Raw genomic sequence first — 16,878 nt, 5'->3', positions numbered from 1 at the left:
CGGCCCAGTCCAGTCGGAGGCGTCGATGCAGACCGAGCTGAACAAGGTGATCGCCGCCGTGGAGGAATTCTATGCGCAGGAGATGTTCCTGCTGGAGCGCGATCTCGGCGAGCGAACGCTCACTCACCGGCTGGCGGTCTATGTCGAGCGGCAATTTTCCGGCTGGCAGGTCGATTGCAACTACGACCGGCTCGGCGAACGCACGCTGCGGCTGCCGCGCGGCTCAGGGAGCTCGACCGACGACCATCTCGGCAAGTCGATCTATCCCGATATCGTCGTGCATCAGCGCGACATCCCGAACAATCTCCTGGCCATCGAACTGCGCAAGGACAGCAATCACCAGCCGATCGAGCACGATCAGCGCAAGCTGCAGGCGCTGACCGACCCGAATGTCTGGTTTGCCTATGCGATGGGCGTGCTGGTGATCGTCGGACAAGGCGGGGTGAGCTTTACCGAGGTCTATGCCGGCGGAGCCATCGATAGCGCGACATCGCTCTGGTTTGCCGAGCGGCTACGCGAGAGCGGGCTCGCGAACAGGCGCGACAATGGCGCTCCGCATTAAGTCTATCGATGAATCTTTCCTCGCGTTTGCAGTGATAGCCCGTTTGGATCATGCGTCGCCCCTGCACGCGCGGCACAACAGAAGGTGCGGGAGGTGGAGCAATTCCTGGAGCTGGTGGTCAATTTTCAGAACGATCCGATGGCGGTGCGGATTATCAGCTCCGCAACTCTTTCGCTCCCCCTCCCGCACCTGAATTCGCTGGTCCAACGCTCGCTGGTCCAGCCTGCACTGATCCAACTTCCACTGCCCCAACTTTCCACTGCCCGAGGTGGTCGGCGCACTCGATTGCGACGCGACGGGCCGAGGCAACATCCGCACCGAGACAGTAAAAAGGCCGCCTTCGGGCGGCCTTTTCCGTGCTCGACAAGTCCGTGCTCGGCAAGTCCGTGGTCGCCAGTTGGATCACCGAGCGCGATTGTTTCTGTTTATTGCTTGGTGGCATCGCTGCCGGTCGGGGCAGCGCCGGTGGCGGCGGCACCGGTCTTGGCGCTCGATTTCTTGGCGATCTTCTTCGCTTTCTTCGGCGCCTTGGCCGCCTCGCCCTTGGTCGCGGTGTCGCCGCTCTGCGCGGCGGGGGCCGGGCTGCCGCCCGCCTTGTCCTGCGCGAGCGCGGTGGACGAGACGAAGGCAAGGGCGGTGGCGGCGAGGATCAGTGTTCGCATCGGATGTTCTCCCAAGTTGGTTTCCGGCGAGCCTCAACGGGACAGAATGTCGCAGGGTTCCGCGGCACCGATCAGCAATCCGTGAGCTCTGCGTGATCGGCATGGCCGCCGCGGAACCGGGAACCGGGCGCCGCGTTATCTGGCCGGGCAGGAGTTCCGAGGAGAGACGCCATGCGCTGGCGGTCAATGACGGAAACCACCAATACGGTGCTCGACACCGCCCCCGAGGACACCTTCTACGCGGCGGGCTGGACCATCAGCGGCGTGGCAACGCTGGCCACCATCGTCGCGATCTGGATGTTCGGGATCTGAGAGCGAACGATCCACGACAAGGCAACCGGTGCGCTATCGCCGGCGGCCGGGCCACGGCCTGGGTCGTCCGCTACTTCCGCAGAATTGCCAGCGCTTCCCGATAGAGCTGCGAGAAACAGACCAAGAGCGCGCTCGACAGCAGGAACATCGCCAGGCTGTCATAGTCGCCGGCCGTCGGCCAGCCGAACTCGAAATAGGGCGGCATGAACGCCCACCAGACGATCGGTACCGTGATGATGGTCGCAAACGCGCCGGCGGGCGCGCCGCCCATCAGGCCGGCGATCAGGATCGCCGGCACGAAGCCCGCGAAATAGAACTGCATGCCGAAGCTCGAGAACATCTCCTGGGTCGCGGTGGCCAGCACCACCGCAAGCAGGGCGACGACGAATGTCGACAACGACCAAGGCCGCAGCTTCAAAATGTAGTCGTTGCCCTTGCGCATCCAGACTCCGGCCCCCGCGAGTTCCGGGAAGGTAGCCGAGGAGGCCTGCAAACAAAACCCCGTACGATTCCGAGGGGCAGGGTTGTGCTCGATACAGTGAAAAGGAACCGGCCCGGTCAAGCCGCCGCCGCATTGTCGCGCATATTGCATTGCGGCACGGTGATTGGGGGCAACACGATGCTTGAGCTTCTGATTGTCGCTCTCGTCGCCGGGATCGGTTTCATCTCGGGGTACGGCGCACGCGAGCTGATCTCGCGCCGGCGGCGGGGATCCGCCTCGCGCGCTCACGTTCGTGCGCCGCAGGTTCGCGCCGCGAATGACGACAGCTCCGCCTCCGGCTGGTATCGGCGGGCCGGCACGCAGCACGCCGATCACGCCATCCCGCCACCCGACGAACTCGACGGCGCCGTTCGCGACCTGCTCGGCGAGCTCAGCCGGCGCAACGCCAAGCCGTCATCCGCACCGCAGCGCCGCCGGCAGTGAGCCGGAATGCCGGGCCGCATCGCCGAGATCGGCGCCGCTGGCCTGCCGGTGTTTTGCGCGACGAGTTAATCAAAATTCGGAAATGGCGTAACCCGTTGATCCGGCTCGCCTCGGCTACTTTGCATGGGGTTGTTTTCGACATTTTTGTGAGGCGGTCCCGGAGGACAGCAGAATGTCGACAATCGTTCGCACCTGGCAGAGTTCAGGAGGCAGGATGGTGGACGCACAAGGGATCGAACCTTGGACCTCTCCCGTGTGAAGGGAACGCTCTCCCGCTGAGCTATGCGTCCGGGATGTGACGTGCCAAAGGCCGCTGGTCGGCGGCCGGTCGATTAAGGCGCTTCGTCAGAGCGTGCGATTTACGAAGTGCCGGGTAGGGGTGTCAAGCCAAACCCTGCGGGAATCAGGCGCCTTGCTGGCGGGCGCGGGAGGCGTGTGACTGCAGCGCCCGGATGCGCTCGGCGAGCGTGCCGCCGCCCTCGGGTAACCCGCTGCCCGGCGAGACGCCGTTGGCGGGCTTGGCAGCCGCCTTGGCCGGCACCGTCGGCTCCGCCGCCAGCATGGCCTCGATCGCCGAATTCGGGCCCTCGAGTTGGATCGCGAGCTTGGCCACCTCGGCGGCAATGTCGTTGATGCGCTCGCGCAGCAGCGCATTCTCCATCCGCTCGGTCGCCCAGGAGCTCTCGGCCTGCTGCTGGATCGCGTTGATGTCGCGCTGCAGCTTGCCGCGCTCGTCGCTGACGGTGCGCAGCTCCTCCTCGACTTGAGCCTTCTCCTGCCGCAGCTTGTCGAGCGCAGAGGATTTGCCGCCGCCCACTGCTGCGATCTCCTCGCGCAGCTCCTGCACGGTCCGCTCGGCGGCGGCGTTGGCCTGCTTCAACTGGCCGTTCTCGAATTCGCGCTCGGCAAGCAGCTTGCCCTGGGTCGCAAGCCGCGTCTCAAGGTCGTTGACCCGGTTGCCGAGCATCTCGGCTTCCTTGACCTGGGCGACGAGCTGGCGGTCGAGATCGGTGACGCGCTGGCTCAGATTTTCGACCCGGCCGCGCGCGTCGGTGAGGTCGCGCGTCGCGGTTTCCGACTGGCTGCGCTCCTGGGCGAGGCGGGCTTCGGTTGCCGCGAATTCCCTGGCGGCATCGCCGACCCGGTTCTTCAGCTCCTCGACCTGGGTCCGCACCGCGACCAGTTCGATCTGGCGGCTGTCGGCGGTCATCGCGCGGTCGTTGAGCTCGGCGTTGATCTTGCCGAGCTCGCCCTGCTTGTCGGTCAGCGCCTGCTCGGCGTTGCGCAACAGCTCGGTCTTGGCCGAGAACTCTTCCTCGGTGGCGCGAAGCTGATCCTTCATCGCCTTTTCGCGCGCTTCCAGCGCGAAGATCGCGGCGTTCTTCTCGCCGAGCTCGATCTTCATGCGGTTGATCGCATCGGTCTTCTTGCCGAGCTCGGCGAGTTGGCTCGTGGTCTTGCTCTTGAGCTGGTCGACGCTCATCTCGAGCCGGCGGGCCGACATCGCGAATTCGGCGCGGAGCTGGTCCTTGTCGGCCTGGATCTCGGCCATCGACAGCGGGGTGGCCGCCTCCATGCGGCGCGTGGTCAGCCGCACCGCCCGGTTGTGCACCAGCGGAACGATCATCAGGCCGCATCGCACAGCATCGAGATCAGGAAACCGATCGCCGCGTACATGATCGGCTCGATCATGAAGGGTCACTCCAAGAAAAGAAGGAATTTGTTAATCACAATGCCACGGCGGACCGGCCAAAGGCCAGCCCGATTGCCGCGTTAACCTGAATTGCTAACCGTGCCGGAGCGCCGGCCTCATCGCCCGATCAGGGCTGCGACCTCGCGCTTCGTTCCGATTGAATCGGATCGAGGCTCCAGATTCTGTCCTGACGCGTCTTCTTGATGCGAACCGGCGTCCGCTCGGCTGGAAACGCCCTAGAACGGGTTCCAGGTCGCGCGCGGGGTGAATTTGAGATAGCCGACGCTGGCGCCGAGCCGCAAGCCGATGCCCGAGCGAATCGGGACCAGCACGATGTTGTTGGCGGTCAGCGCCGTCATGCCGAAGCCGCCGACGATATAGGCCGAGCCGTCGATGCCGACGAAGCGCTGATAGATCGCCTGGGTCGAAGGCAGGTTGTAGACCAGCGTCATGGTCCTCGCGCCGTCGCCGCCCCAGTCGAAGCCGACCGAGGGACCCTGCCAGTAGACCCTGAGGTCGCCAGCGTTCTTGGTGTAGAGCGTGCCTTCGCCATAGCGCAGCCCGGCCACGAAGGCGCCAGAGCCTTCCTCGCCGAGCACATAACCATTGGGCAGGCCCCACTGGCTGACGGCGCGCTCGATGACCGAGGCGAGTCCGCGCGAGACATTGCCGAAGAACTTGTGTCCGGCATTGACCAATTCGTCGGGCCCGTAAGTATACGGGGTCGGCTCACGCTGTGGCGGCGGATATTGCAGTGGCGGGCCCTGCTGCGCGGACGCCCCTGCGCTCCAGCACATCAGCGCGGCAAACGCGACCGCGGCAAGGCGTGATGCGAAAGTCATTAAGAACCCCTGCTATCGAAATCCGGGCGCTGCCCTTTAACCTGATGCCAACAGGCACGGCTCTAGGTTGCGCCCGGTGTCCCCTCGACTCGGATGTTATCGGTATCAACTATGACGGCACAACGGCAGGAAAGATATGGATCGTGCCGGGGGATGGCGTTTTTCGGCCTGTTGGCGGGCATTTTGGCGGCCATCTGGCCCTCCTTGCCTGTTCAGGCCACCACAACCGAGCGCGTGGTGACGAACCGCTACTCCGGATTGGCGATCGAGGGATTCGATCCCGTCGCCTATTTCACCGACGCCGCCGCCACCCAGGGGCGGCCGGAATTCGAGGCCGCGGAGAACGGCGTGGTCTGGCGTTTCCGCAACGAGGGCAACCGCGCTTCGTTCGTGGCGCATCCCGAAATCTATGGCCCGCAATTCGGCGGTTACGATCCGACCGATCTGGTGCGGGGCGTCACCTGCGCGGGCAATCCGCGATTCTGGGCCGTCGTCGGGAACAGGCTTTACCTGTTCAACCGGGAACGCAGCCGTGACGCGTTCGCCGCCGATCCCGCGCGCTTTTTGAAGGAAGCCGCGGCGCGTTGGCCGGAGCTGGAAGACAATCTCGCGCAGTGATCACGGCGCCGCGGCCGGGTCGCCCCAGGCGATGAATTCCGGCACCAGGAAGTCTTCGCGGCCGAGCCCGAAATGCAATGGGCTTCCCTTCGAATCGGTGACCTTGCCGCCGGCCGCTACGACGACCGCGTGACCTGCCGCAACATCCCACTCCGATGTCGGCGACAGGCGGGGATAGATATCGACTTCGCCCTCGGCGACACGGCCGAATTTGACCGCCGAGCCCAGCACGGCGCGGACCGCGTTGCCGCGCGCGTCGATGAAGGCTTCGGTGCGCGCATCGCCATGCGAGCGGCTCACTGCCACCGTCCATGGCGCGCCGCGCGGCGGGCAGGGACGGGTCTTGATCGGCACCGCCTGCGAAACCGCGCCGCCCTGCAGCGTCAACCGCTCCGCGCCCTTGCCGACGATGCCGCGCCAGATCAGCCCGAGCGCCGGTGCGCCGACGATGCCGAGCAGCGGCACGCCTTGCGTGACCAGCGCCACATTGACGGTGAATTCATTGCGGCCGGCAACGAACTCCTTGGTGCCGTCGAGCGGATCGATCAGGAAGAAACTGTCTTTATAGGGCGGCGTCGCCAGATGGACGCGCTCCTCGGACAGCAGCGACACCTGCGGCGCGAGCCGCGTCAGCCCTTCGACGATGATGTGGTCGGCGGCGAGATCGGCCTCGGTGACCGGCGACCCATCGTCCTTGCCGGCAACATTCATCGTCGAACGATTGACCGCAAGAATCGCGTCGCCGGCGCGGATCACCAGTTCGGTCAGTGATTCGAGCAGCGTCGCGGCGGCCTCGCAGCCGATCAGGGACGGCTTTGCCTTATTCATGTGCGGGTCTCATGTCAGCGGGTCGCATATCCTGTTTGTGTTCCCTGAGATCATGATGCGATGACGGAGCATCGCATCATGATCTCATCTCCTTGTTTGAGCATGATCTTTTCGGAAAACCGGTTTCCACTTTTTCGGATCATGCTTTATCAGTCCCGCCGCAAGCTGGCAGCATCCGTCTGCGCGGTGTATCAAGCCGACAGGCATGCGTGATTCGCACTCCTCGGTCGGCGTGCGGCTTTCCAGGAAACAATAGATGTCTGGCACTTCGTCTCCCGGTCCCGCTCCCGATGCGCTCGAACTCGCGGCGCTCTTGTGCTCGCGGGTCTGTCACGATCTCATCAGTCCGGTCGGCGCGATCGTCAATGGGCTTGAGGTCCTTGACGACAATCCCAAGCCCGAAGACCGCGACTTCGCGCTCGATCTGATTCGCAAGAGCGCCAAGACCGCTTCGGCGCGGTTGCAGTTCTGCCGGCTGGCGTTCGGCGCGGCCGGTTCCTCCGGCGCGCAGATCGATCTCGGCGATGCCCAGAACATGGCGAAGGGGCATATCGAGGACGGCAAGGTGACGCTGACCTGGAATTTGCCGCGGCTGCTCCTGCCCAAGAACCGGGTCAAGCTGCTCTTGAACATGCTGGTCATCGCGCAGCAGACGATCCCGCGTGGCGGCACGCTCACGATCGATCCGGTCGGCGAAGGCGAGGCGATGAGCTTCCGCATCACGGCTGCGGGCTTCAATGCGCGCGTGCCGCAGAACATCGTCGATCTCCTGAATGCGACCTCGCCGAACACGGTCGATGCGCATGCGGTGCAACCGCACTACACCCGCCTGCTGGCGGAAGCCTGCGGGCTGAAGGTGACGCTCGCGCTCGACGGCGACAAGGTTATCATTGCCGCGTCCTGACCGCGGCCGCGCCGATATCATTAATCAAAGGTTACGACCGGCCGCGCGATTCGATCGCGCGGCCTTATCTCTTTGTTGATCCCGTTCCTTTCCATTTGCTCAACCAAACTTAAACGCTTTGCGGAGAAGCTGACCTGAGTTCCGTCAGGCGCGTCGATGTTGCGCGCCGCTGCGTTTTCGGCGTTTTTCGAAGGTTGGTTTCATGGACGATCTGTTGCGCGAGTTCCTGACGGAGAGCAGCGAGAGCCTGGATACGGTCGACAACCAGCTGGTGCAGTTCGAGCAGGATCCGAACAACGCGAAGATCCTGGATAACATCTTCCGGCTGGTGCACACCATCAAGGGCACCTGCGGCTTCCTCGGGCTGCCGCGGCTCGAGGCGCTGGCGCATGCCGGCGAGACCTTGATGGGCAAATTCCGCGACGGCATGCCGGTGAAGGCGGAAGCCGTGACGCTGATCCTGTCCTCGATCGACCGCATCAAGGAGATCCTTGCAGGGCTCGAGGCGACCGAGGCCGAGCCCGAAGGCAATGACCGCGATCTGATCGATCAGCTGGAGGCGATGGTCGAGCACGGCATGGCGGCGATGGCGGTTGCCGCTGAAGAGGACGTGCCTGTCGTCGAAGCTCCGTCCGTGCAGGCTAACATGACCGAAGGCACGCTGGTGGTGCAGACGCTGGAGCGTCCGCTGCGTCCGGGCGAGGTCTCGCTCGACGAGCTCGAGCGCGCCTTCCGCGAGACCGAGACCGAAGTCGCCGCACCGGCGCCGGCCGCGAAGCCTGCCGCTGCGGCTCCCGCCACCGAGCCGGCCGAGGCTGTGAAGAAGCCGGCCCGCAAGGCGGCCGCTGAGGACGTCCAGGAAGGCGACAAGATCGCCAACCAGTCGATCCGGGTCAATGTCGACACCCTCGAACACCTCATGACCATGGTCTCCGAGCTGGTGCTGACCCGCAACCAGCTGCTGGAGATCTCCCGCCGCAACGAGGACACCGAGTTCAAGGTGCCCTTGCAGCGGCTCTCCAACGTCACCGCCGAGCTGCAGGAAGGCGTCATGAAGACGCGCATGCAGCCGATCGGCAATGCCTGGCAGAAGCTGCCGCGCATCGTCCGCGATCTCTCCGGCGAGCTCGGCAAGCAGATCGAGCTCGAGATGCACGGTGCCGACACCGAGCTCGACCGCCAGGTGCTCGACCTGATCAAGGATCCGCTGACGCATATGGTGCGCAACTCCGCCGATCACGGGCTCGAGACCACCGCCGAGCGGGTCGCCGCCGGCAAGCCGGAGCAGGGCACCATTCGCCTCTCCGCCTATCACGAGGGCGGCCACATCATCATCTGCATCGCCGACAATGGCCGCGGGCTCAACACCGAGCGGATCAAGGCCAAGGCGCTCCAGAACGGTCTCGTCACCGAGGCCGAGCTCGAGAAGATGACCGAGGCCCAGATCCACAAGTTCATCTTCGCGCCGGGCTTCTCGACCGCGGCCCAAGTCACCTCGGTGTCCGGCCGCGGCGTCGGCATGGACGTGGTGCGCACCAATATCGACCAGATCGGCGGCACCATCGACATCAAGAGCGTGGCCGGCGAGGGCGCCTCGGTCACCATCAAGATCCCGCTGACCTTGGCGATCGTCTCCGCTTTGATCGTGGAAGCCGGCGGCGACCGCTTTGCGATTCCTCAATTGTCCGTGGTCGAGCTGGTGCGGGCCCGCGCCAACTCCGAGCACCGCATCGAGCGCATCAAGGACACCGCAGTGCTGCGCCTGCGCAACAAGCTGCTGCCGCTGATCCACCTCAAGAAGCTCTTGAAGATCGACGACGGCGCGACGACCACCGATGCCGAGAACGGCTTCATCGTGGTCACGCAGGTCGGCAGCCAGACCTTCGGCATCGTGGTCGACGGCGTGTTCCACACCGAGGAGATCGTGGTCAAGCCGATGTCCACAAAACTGCGGCACATCGACATGTTCTCCGGCAACACCATTTTGGGCGATGGCGCCGTCATCATGATCATCGACCCCAACGGGATTGCAAAAGCCCTCGGCGCGTCCGGCTCCTCGGCCCATGACCTCGCCGACGACAATGCGAACGCCCACGCGGCAAGCGGCGAGCAGCTGACCTCGCTGTTGGTGTTCCGCGCCGGCTCCTCGCAGCCCAAGGCGGTGCCGCTCGGCCTCGTCACCCGGCTGGAGGAGATCGCAACCGACAAGATCGAGCTCTCGAACGGCCGCTACATGGTGCAGTACCGCGAGCAGCTGATGCCGCTGGTGCAGATGGCCGGGGTCGAGGTGCAGTCGCAGGGCTCGCAGCCGATCCTGGTGTTCGCCGACGACGGACGCTCGATGGGGCTCGTGGTCGACGAGATCATCGACATCGTCGAGGAGCGGCTCAACATCGAGGTTGCGGGTTCGCAGGACGGCATTTTGGGTTCGGCCGTGATCAAGGGCCAGGCCACCGAGGTGATCGACGTCGGCCACTTCCTGCCGATGGCGTTCGCCGACTGGTTCTCGCGCAAGGAGATGCGGCCGTCGGCCTCGGCGCAGTCGGTGCTGCTGGTCGATGACTCAGCCTTCTTCCGCAACATGCTGGCGCCGGTCTTGAAGGCCGCCGGCTACAAGGTCAGGACCGCGGGCGGCGCGCAGGAAGGGCTCGCCGCGCTGCGTTCGGGACAGAGCTTCGACGTCGTGCTGACCGACATCGAGATGCCCGAGATGAACGGCTTTGAGTTCGCCGAGAACATCCGAAGCGACCACAATCTGATCGGGCTGCCGATCATCGCGCTGTCGGCGATGGTGTCGCCGGCGGCGATCGAGCGCGGCCGGCAGGCCGGCTTCCACGACTATGTCGCCAAGTTTGATCGTCCCGGGCTGATCGCGGCGCTGAAAGAGCAGACCGCCGAACTGCGCCGCGCGGCCTGACACGGGATAAGGACAGGGATCGATGACCAGCAAGACCGAGACCAGCGAAGGCGCGATGGCCGAATACGTCACCGCCGTGATCGGCGGGCAGCTGTTCGGCCTGCCGATCTCGCGGGTGCAGGACGTGTTCATGCCGGAGCGGCTGACGCGGGTGCCGCTGGCCTCCAGCGAGATCGCCGGCGTGCTCAATCTGCGCGGACGTATCGTCACCGTGGTCGACATGCGCGCCCGGCTCGGGCTGCCGAAGGCCGACGACGGTAAGCCTCCGATGGCGGTCGGCGTCGACCAGCGCGGCGAATCCTATGGCCTGCTGATCGACCAGATCGGCGAAGTGCTGCGGCTCTCCGAAAACAGCCGCGAGGACAATCCGGTCAACCTCGATCCCCGCATGGCCAAGCTCGCCGGCGGCGTCCACCGCCTCGACGGCCAGCTCATGGTCGTCCTCGATATCGATCGCGTGCTCGAACTGGTGCCCGACGCCAAAGCGGCGTGAACAGGGCCGCCCGAACTGAAGAACTGAAACATCCCACCGGGGATGAGGAAGTAGAGGTCGCAGATGAGAACCTGTCTTGTTGTCGATGACTCAAGCGTCATTCGCAAGGTCGCCCGCCGCATTCTGGAAGGGCTCGATTTCCAGATCGTCGAGGCCGAGGACGGCGCCAAGGCGCTCGAGGCCTGCAAGCGCGCGATGCCGGAAGCGGTGCTGCTCGACTGGAACATGCCGGTCATGGACGGCTACGAGTTTCTCGGCAATCTCCGCCGCATGCCCGGCGGCGATCAGCCCAAGGTCGTGTTCTGCACCACCGAGAATGACGTCGCGCATATCGCACGCGCGCTGCATGCCGGTGCCAACGAATACATCATGAAGCCGTTCGACCGGGACATCGTCACCGCGAAGTTCCAGGAAGTCGGACTCATTTAGAGCATGATCCGGAAAAATGGGAACCGGTTTTCCGAGAAGATCATGCTGACTTAGATTCTTCGTTCGATCCGGCGGCAGAAGCCTTCGGCTCAACGGTTGTTGTGCGTCGTGTTGCGTCGCTGGTGAAGTCATGAGTGTTGCGTTGACAAGTACTGCGGTCCCGACATCGACCCGTTCCGACAAGGTGCGGGTGATGGTGGTCGACGATTCCGTGGTGATCCGCGGGATGATCTCGCGCTGGATCGGCGCCGAGCCCGACATGGAAGTCGTCGCCTCGCTGCGCACCGGCCTCGACGCCGTCAACCAGCTCGAACGCATCAACCCCGATGTCGCGGTGCTCGATATCGAGATGCCCGACCTCGACGGCATCTCGGCGCTGCCGCAGCTGCTGGCGAAGAAGCGCGATCTCGTCGTCATCATGGCCTCCACGCTGACCCGCCGCAACGCGGAGATCAGCCTGAAGGCTCTCTCGCTCGGTGCGTCCGACTACATTCCGAAACCGGAAAGCACGCGCGAGGCCACCGCCGCGGAAACCTTCCGCCACGACCTGATCCAGAAGATCCGTCATCTCGGCGCCAAGGCGCGGCGCAACCCGCTGCACTCGATGGCAAGCCCGCCGCTTGCGCCCGGTCATGACAGGCCGCGTCCGCTGGCGCCCGCTGCTGCGCACACAGCGCCGGCCCAGGCCACGCGCCGTTCGTTCGGCCTGCTGCCGCCCAAGGTGCTGCTGATCGGCTCGTCGACCGGCGGCCCGCAGGCGCTGATGACGCTGGTCGCCGAGATCGGCCCGGTGATCGATCGCTTCCCGGTGCTGATCACCCAGCACATGCCGCCGACCTTCACGACCATTCTCGCCGAGCATCTGGCGCGCACCAGCAAGCGGCCGGCGCATGAGGGGATCGACGGCGAGAGCATCAAGCCGGGCCAGATCTATCTGGCGCCCGGCGGGCGCCACATGCGCGTCGCCCGCCACGGCGTCGATGCCACGATCGCGCTCGACGACGGGCCGCCGGTCAATTTCTGCAAGCCCGCGGTGGATCCGATGTTCACCTCCGCGATCGATGTCTGGCAGGGCAGCATCATGTCGGTGATCCTGACCGGCATGGGCTCCGACGGCATGCGCGGCGGCAAGGACATCGTCGCCGCCGGCGGCAGCGTGATCGCCCAGGACGAAGCGACCAGCGTGGTGTGGGGCATGCCCGGTGCTGCGGTCAATGCCGGCATCTGCGCCGCGGTGCTGCCGCTCAATCAGATCGCACCGAAGCTTGTTCGGGTATTTGCGGGAGACCGTTCGTGACGCCGCTGGACTACGAGTATCTGCGTAAGCTGCTGAAAGACCGTTCCGGCCTCGATCTCTCCGCCGACAAGCAATATCTCGTCGAGAGCCGCCTGTTGCCCTTGGCGCGCCGGTCGAACCTCGCCGGGATTCCCGAGCTGGTGCAGCGGATGAAGGGTGGCGCGGAGCTGCTGACATCCGAGGTGGTCGAAGCGATGACCACCAACGAGACCTTCTTCTTTCGCGACAAGATCCCGTTCGACCATCTGAAGGAAGCGGTGCTGCCCGCGCTCGCGCAGACGCGCGCGGCGCGCCGCAGCTTGCGCATCTGGTGCGCGGCGTCGTCGACCGGGCAGGAGCCGTATTCGATCGCGATGCTGCTGAAGGAGATGACTGCGCTGTTTGCCGGCTGGCGGATCGAGATCATCGCCACCGACCTGTCGCAGGCGGTGCTCGAAAAGGCGAAGGCCGGCTTGTTCAGCCAGTTCGAGGTGCAGCGCGGCCTGCCGATCCAGCTGCTGGTCAAGTATTTCGTGCAGAAGGGCGAGCTCTGGCAGCTCAACGCCGATATCCGCGGCATGGTGCAGCACCGCCAGCTCAATCTGTTGCAGGACCTGTCGCATCTCGGCACCTTCGACGTGATCTTCTGCCGCAATGTGCTGATCTATTTCGATCAGCAGACCAAGGCCGGTATCTTCGGCAAGGTGTCCCGGATGCTCGAGCCCGACGGCGTGCTGGCGCTTGGCGCGGCGGAATCCGTGGTCGGCATCACCAACCTGTTCAGGCCATATCCCGACCGGCGCGGGCTCTATCAGCCAAACACTGCGCCAGTCGCGCGCGCCGGCGCCGCGCTGCATGTGCTGAAGGCGGTTGCGTCCGCTGCGCGGTGAGACGAGACATCTCGCTTTAACCCCGTCACCCTGAGGAGCCGCGAAGCGGCGTCTCGAAGGGTCGACGGCCACCAGCGGGGCCGTGCATCCTTCGAGGCTCGCAAGCGCTCGCACCTCAGGATGACGGCGACAGAGCCGCGTTCTTTCAACGTTCATGAACTACAAAATCGCGTGCGGCAGGAAGCGCGAGGTGTTGCCGGTGATCGGATTCTCGTCTTCCCGAATCGAGAGTCCGCAGGGCGTGCCGTCCACCAGCCAGCTGCCGAGCACCGGATACTGCCCGGAAAAATTCGGCAGCGGCGCCAGCGCCTGGCGGATGAAACCTTCGGCGCCGTAGGGGCCTTGCTCGGCGACCAGCGTGACGCCGGCGCTGACCAGCTCGACATTGGCGCCCTCGCGTGAATAGATCGGCTTGCGCACGAACGACGTGCCGAGCTGGGCGGCCTGCGGGTCGTCCTCGAAATAGGCCGGCAGCAGATTGGGGTGGTTCGGGAACATCTCCCAGAGCAGCGGCAGGATGCCCTTGTTGGAGAGGATCGCCTTCCATGGCGGCTCGATCCACTGCGTCGGCGCGGTCGCGAGGTTCTTGCCGAACGCGTCGTGGAACATCCACTCCCACGGATAGAGCTTGAACGCGAGCGCGATCGGGCGTTCGTCGAGGTCGACGAACTGACCGTCGTCGCGCAGTCCGATCTCCTCGATGTCGAGCAGCGTGGTCTTCAGCCCGGCCTGCGCCGCGGTGTCCTCGAGATAGGCGAGCGTGCCGGCGTCCTCGGGATTTCCGGTCAGTCCGGTGAGATGCAGCGGGTGGGTCGCGCCGATCCTCTTCCAGGCCTCGATCAGCCGGTCGTGGATCGAGTTGAACTGGTCGGCGCGCTTCGGGATGATGTTGCGTTGGATCGCCTGTTCGAGCCAGGTCCATTGAAACACCGCGGCCTCGAAGATCGAGGTCGGCGTATCGGCATTGTATTCGAGCAGCCTGGCCGGGCCGCGGCCGTCGAAGGTGAGATCGAGCCGGCCGTACAGGCTCGGATTCCTGCGGCGCCAGCTTGCCGCGATCAGATCCCAGTACGCCTCCGGTATCTTCAGCCGGCGCAGATAGCGTTCATCCCTGACCGCGCGTCCGGCGAGCTCGAGACACATCGCGTCGATCTCGCCGGTCGGCGCCTCGATCGCGCGCTCGATCTCGTCCAGCGTGAAGGCGTAATAGGCGCGCTCGTCCCAGTACCGTTCGCCGTCGATGGTGTGGAAGGTGAAGCCGGCGTTCTCGGCAGTCGTCCGCCAATCGTCGCGTTCGGGAAATGCGATGCGTTGCATGAGGGGAAACCGCGTTCGCTCGTCAGCCTGGTGTCAGCTTCCGCCATGCGACGGATCGTCGTCGCCGTAGCGGGCGATGGTGCGCGGCGCGCCGCCGAAGCCGCCGGAGGGCAACCGTTCCGCCGATTTTCCCTTCGTTCCGTGTCCTGCATGGTGGTGGCTGCGGGCATGGCTTGGCGTCAGGCCGATCGACGCCGCGCCGATCGCGATACTTCCCATCAATTTCAGCCATACCCGGCGCGAGCGTTTCATGAACGCCAATCCCTGCCTTGCCGTCTGCGGAGCCATGGCGAGTTTCCATCAGCTGCGTTCGCCGGGCAAGCGAAAGCGCGATGACACGGCGATGACACGGCAACATGCATCAGCTGCCGCTGAAGCCGAAAGCATGCGCGAACGAACCGAAGCCGCCGCGGCTCACCGACGAGCTAGACGACGAGCTCGAGGAAGAGGAGGTGCCGCTCGACGACGGGCTGCCGCTGTAGAAGCTGCTGCGCGACGAGCCGCTGCTGCCGCCCGATCCGGACGATGAGCTGCGCGTTGTGCAGTCGACGCCTGGTTGTGGCGGGACCGGTGTGACGACGCCCGGTGCGGTGACGCCCGGCGGTGTCGGCGGCACCGGCTGGCAATTCGGCCGCGGCATCAGCGCGTAGGCGCTGCCGCCGACCGCGAGCGTTCCCATCAAGAGCAGCGCGACGTGGTTGGTGCGCTTGGATGGCGCATCCGGCCGCGGCGGCGTCGGCACCGCCGGCACGACCGGTCGCCGTTTGCCGAAGTCCGGGTTCGGTTTGCGCGCCATGGTTTGGTTCAACGGCTCAGTAGATCATGCAGGCCGCGTTCAGCGCGCCTGCGGCCAGCGAGGACAGCCCGAGCCAGATCGCCGGCGCCATTTCGCCGGAGGCGATCCGCCCCGACAGGTTCGGCACCGGGATCTTCACGATGTAATAGACGATGATCTGCACGATCAGCGCGATGATGCTCCAGATCAGGCAGTCCACCACATTGGCGGAGTGGGCGATCGCGCTGACCACCGGCAGCACGAAGCCGAGCAGGCTTAAGCCCAGCGCAATCGCCGCCGCCGGATCGTTGTCGCGGATCAGCTGGAATTCGTCATGCGGTGTGACGCGTGTGTAGACGAAGAGGTAGGCGACCACGGCGATCAGCGCCGTGCAGAAATAGACCAGGAACGCCGGCAGGCCGGCGAGGGATTGCAGGATCATGTCGGGGCGGTCCGGGAGTTCGTCGGGATTCGCGCGAGGCAGGATTGCACGTTCCCTTGGTCGGCGCATGCCGAGAGCCGGTTCAATCCAAACAAAAACCCCGCCATTTGCGGCGGGGTTCAGGTCGAAAGGAGCGAACCTTGCGGTTCTCTGCGGGCCCGGAAGGTCAGGCGGGAATGCGCTCGTCGGCCTCGTGCGGCTCGCGCAGCACGTAGCCGCGGCCCCACACGGTCTCGATGAAGTTGCGGCCTTCGGAGGCATTGGCGAGCTTCTTGCGGAGCTTGCAGATGAAGACGTCGATGATCTTCAGCTCCGGCTCGTCCATGCCGCCGTAGAGATGGTTGAGGAACATTTCCTTGGTGAGGGTGGTGCCCTTGCGGAGCGAGAGCAGCTCCAGCATCTGGTATTCCTTGCCGGTCAGGTGCACGCGCTGGCCGCCGACCTCGACCGTCTTGGTGTCGAGATTGACCACGAGATCGCCGGTCTGGATGACCGACTGGGCGTGACCCTTGGAGCGGCGCACGATCGCGTGGATGCGGGCGACCAGCTCGTCCTTGTGGAAGGGCTTGGTCATGTAGTCGTCGGCGCCGACGCCGAGACCCTTGACCTTATCCTCGATGCCGGCGAGGCCGGAGAGGATCAGAATGGGAGTTTTGATCTTCGACACCCGCAGCTGCTTGAGCACGTCGTAGCCGGACATGTCGGGCAGGTTGAGGTCGAGAAGGATGATGTCGTAGTCGTAAAGCTTGCCGAGATCGACGCCCTCTTCGCCGAGGTCCGTCGTGTAGACGTTGAAACTCTCGGACTTGAGCATCAATTCGATCGACTGCGCGACGGCGCTGTCATCTTCAATCAGCAAAACGCGCATGCCAGTCCCCTATAGTCGCCGCTCCGGGCGTCAGGTCGGCCGCACTTGCGGCACTCACAAAACGCCTTTGAACAACTGATTCGGATCCTGACGAGATATGGTTAACAAAAACTGATTCCTCCGCG

General features: G+C 64.8%; 19 protein-coding genes, 1 tRNA gene and 1 pseudogene. 10 read left to right on the top strand and 11 right to left on the bottom strand.

The annotated features are described in order from the left end of the window. Nucleotides 1–25: 25 nt before the first annotated feature. Nucleotides 26–562, top strand: a complete 537-nt coding sequence (locus tag ACVMDN_RS27535) for a hypothetical protein (RefSeq protein ID WP_076830771.1) — start codon at nt 26–28, stop codon at nt 560–562. Between the two features lie 425 nt (nt 563–987). Here the strand turns inward: ACVMDN_RS27535 and ACVMDN_RS27530 are convergent, their stop codons facing one another. After that, complete coding sequence (locus tag ACVMDN_RS27530) at nt 988–1,224, bottom strand: hypothetical protein (protein ID WP_244558911.1); 237 nt, start codon at nt 1,222–1,224, stop codon at nt 988–990. Nucleotides 1,225–1,395: 171 nt separating this feature from the next. Here ACVMDN_RS27530 and ACVMDN_RS27525 point away from each other — a divergent pair, with 171 nt between their 5' ends. Then, a complete protein-coding gene (locus ACVMDN_RS27525) occupies nt 1,396–1,536 on the top strand; it encodes a hypothetical protein (protein WP_168858519.1) in 141 nt (46 codons plus the stop codon). A 70-nt stretch (nt 1,537–1,606) separates the two neighbouring features. On the opposite strand, the gene ACVMDN_RS27520 is transcribed toward ACVMDN_RS27525, so the two are convergent. Continuing rightward, the gene (locus ACVMDN_RS27520) at nt 1,607–1,978 is read right to left on the bottom strand and encodes a DUF4118 domain-containing protein (protein WP_057019306.1); all 372 of its coding nucleotides are present in this window, start codon (nt 1,976–1,978) and stop codon (nt 1,607–1,609) included. A gap of 177 nt (nt 1,979–2,155) precedes the next feature. On the opposite strand from ACVMDN_RS27520, the gene ACVMDN_RS27515 reads away from it, so the two are divergent. Then, nucleotides 2,156–2,461: a hypothetical protein gene (locus ACVMDN_RS27515; protein ID WP_057019307.1), complete on the top strand. Its 306-nt coding sequence runs from the start codon at nt 2,156–2,158 to the stop codon at nt 2,459–2,461. A 215-nt stretch (nt 2,462–2,676) separates the two neighbouring features. On the opposite strand, the gene ACVMDN_RS27510 is transcribed toward ACVMDN_RS27515, so the two are convergent. The 3 genes and pseudogenes from ACVMDN_RS27510 to ACVMDN_RS27500 all read right to left on the bottom strand — a co-directional run bounded on the left by ACVMDN_RS27510 (nt 2,677) and on the right by ACVMDN_RS27500 (nt 4,996). Beyond that, nucleotides 2,677–2,751 (bottom strand) — tRNA-Val (locus ACVMDN_RS27510). Between the two features lie 113 nt (nt 2,752–2,864). Then, nucleotides 2,865–4,153: pseudogene (locus ACVMDN_RS27505) on the bottom strand (hypothetical protein). A 237-nt stretch (nt 4,154–4,390) separates the two neighbouring features. After that, nucleotides 4,391–4,996, bottom strand: a complete 606-nt coding sequence (locus ACVMDN_RS27500) for a DUF1134 domain-containing protein (RefSeq protein ID WP_076830782.1) — start codon at nt 4,994–4,996, stop codon at nt 4,391–4,393. Nucleotides 4,997–5,149: 153 nt separating this feature from the next. Here ACVMDN_RS27500 and ACVMDN_RS27495 point away from each other — a divergent pair, with 153 nt between their 5' ends. Then, nucleotides 5,150–5,614 carry a YHS domain-containing (seleno)protein gene (locus ACVMDN_RS27495; protein ID WP_076830784.1) on the top strand — a complete coding sequence of 155 codons (465 nt, stop codon included), beginning with the start codon at nt 5,150–5,152 and terminating at the stop codon, nt 5,612–5,614. Here the strand turns inward: ACVMDN_RS27495 and cysQ are convergent, their stop codons facing one another. Further along, nucleotides 5,615–6,442 (bottom strand): 3'(2'),5'-bisphosphate nucleotidase CysQ, encoded by an 828-nt coding sequence (cysQ, locus tag ACVMDN_RS27490; protein ID WP_076830787.1) that lies wholly within the window; start codon nt 6,440–6,442, stop codon nt 5,615–5,617. It lies immediately after the preceding gene. Between the two features lie 256 nt (nt 6,443–6,698). Here cysQ and chpT point away from each other — a divergent pair, with 256 nt between their 5' ends. The 6 genes from chpT to ACVMDN_RS27460 all read left to right on the top strand — a co-directional run bounded on the left by chpT (nt 6,699) and on the right by ACVMDN_RS27460 (nt 13,351). Continuing rightward, a complete protein-coding gene (chpT, locus tag ACVMDN_RS27485; RefSeq protein ID WP_057019328.1) occupies nt 6,699–7,346 on the top strand; it encodes a histidine phosphotransferase ChpT in 648 nt (215 codons plus the stop codon). A gap of 202 nt (nt 7,347–7,548) precedes the next feature. Beyond that, nucleotides 7,549–10,263, top strand: coding sequence for a hybrid sensor histidine kinase/response regulator (locus tag ACVMDN_RS27480; protein ID WP_253589452.1), 2,715 nt, complete (start codon nt 7,549–7,551; stop codon nt 10,261–10,263). Nucleotides 10,264–10,285: 22 nt separating this feature from the next. Next, nucleotides 10,286–10,756 (top strand): chemotaxis protein CheW, encoded by a 471-nt coding sequence (locus ACVMDN_RS27475; RefSeq protein ID WP_076824388.1) that lies wholly within the window; start codon nt 10,286–10,288, stop codon nt 10,754–10,756. Nucleotides 10,757–10,819: 63 nt separating this feature from the next. Next, a complete protein-coding gene (locus ACVMDN_RS27470) occupies nt 10,820–11,185 on the top strand; it encodes a response regulator (protein ID WP_018273268.1) in 366 nt (121 codons plus the stop codon). 130 nt (nt 11,186–11,315) lie between these two features. Next, a complete protein-coding gene (locus tag ACVMDN_RS27465; protein ID WP_057015193.1) occupies nt 11,316–12,482 on the top strand; it encodes a protein-glutamate methylesterase/protein-glutamine glutaminase in 1,167 nt (388 codons plus the stop codon). Beyond that, on the top strand, nt 12,479–13,351 hold the full coding sequence (locus ACVMDN_RS27460) for a CheR family methyltransferase (protein ID WP_076824386.1): 873 nt from the start codon (nt 12,479–12,481) through the stop codon (nt 13,349–13,351). Before ACVMDN_RS27465 ends, ACVMDN_RS27460 begins: the two co-directional genes overlap by 4 nt. 159 nt (nt 13,352–13,510) lie before the next feature. Here the strand turns inward: ACVMDN_RS27460 and ACVMDN_RS27455 are convergent, their stop codons facing one another. From ACVMDN_RS27455 to ctrA, 5 genes are all read right to left on the bottom strand, one after another. Continuing rightward, complete coding sequence (locus ACVMDN_RS27455) at nt 13,511–14,668, bottom strand: glutathionylspermidine synthase family protein (protein ID WP_076824384.1); 1,158 nt, start codon at nt 14,666–14,668, stop codon at nt 13,511–13,513. A 33-nt stretch (nt 14,669–14,701) separates the two neighbouring features. Next, nucleotides 14,702–14,956, bottom strand: coding sequence for a hypothetical protein (locus tag ACVMDN_RS27450; protein WP_141342805.1), 255 nt, complete (start codon nt 14,954–14,956; stop codon nt 14,702–14,704). Nucleotides 14,957–15,029: 73 nt separating this feature from the next. Then, nucleotides 15,030–15,464, bottom strand: coding sequence for a hypothetical protein (locus ACVMDN_RS27445; protein WP_076824380.1), 435 nt, complete (start codon nt 15,462–15,464; stop codon nt 15,030–15,032). A gap of 16 nt (nt 15,465–15,480) precedes the next feature. Beyond that, nucleotides 15,481–15,885: a DUF350 domain-containing protein gene (locus ACVMDN_RS27440; RefSeq protein WP_057015189.1), complete on the bottom strand. Its 405-nt coding sequence runs from the start codon at nt 15,883–15,885 to the stop codon at nt 15,481–15,483. A gap of 166 nt (nt 15,886–16,051) precedes the next feature. Next, the gene (ctrA, locus tag ACVMDN_RS27435; protein WP_016848562.1) at nt 16,052–16,753 is read right to left on the bottom strand and encodes a response regulator transcription factor CtrA; all 702 of its coding nucleotides are present in this window, start codon (nt 16,751–16,753) and stop codon (nt 16,052–16,054) included. Nucleotides 16,754–16,878 lie beyond the last annotated feature (125 nt).

Source organism: Bradyrhizobium sp. USDA 4510, from assembly GCF_054059095.1.
Note: the sequence above shows the minus strand (reverse complement) of the source record. Positions and strands in the feature narration are given on the sequence as shown.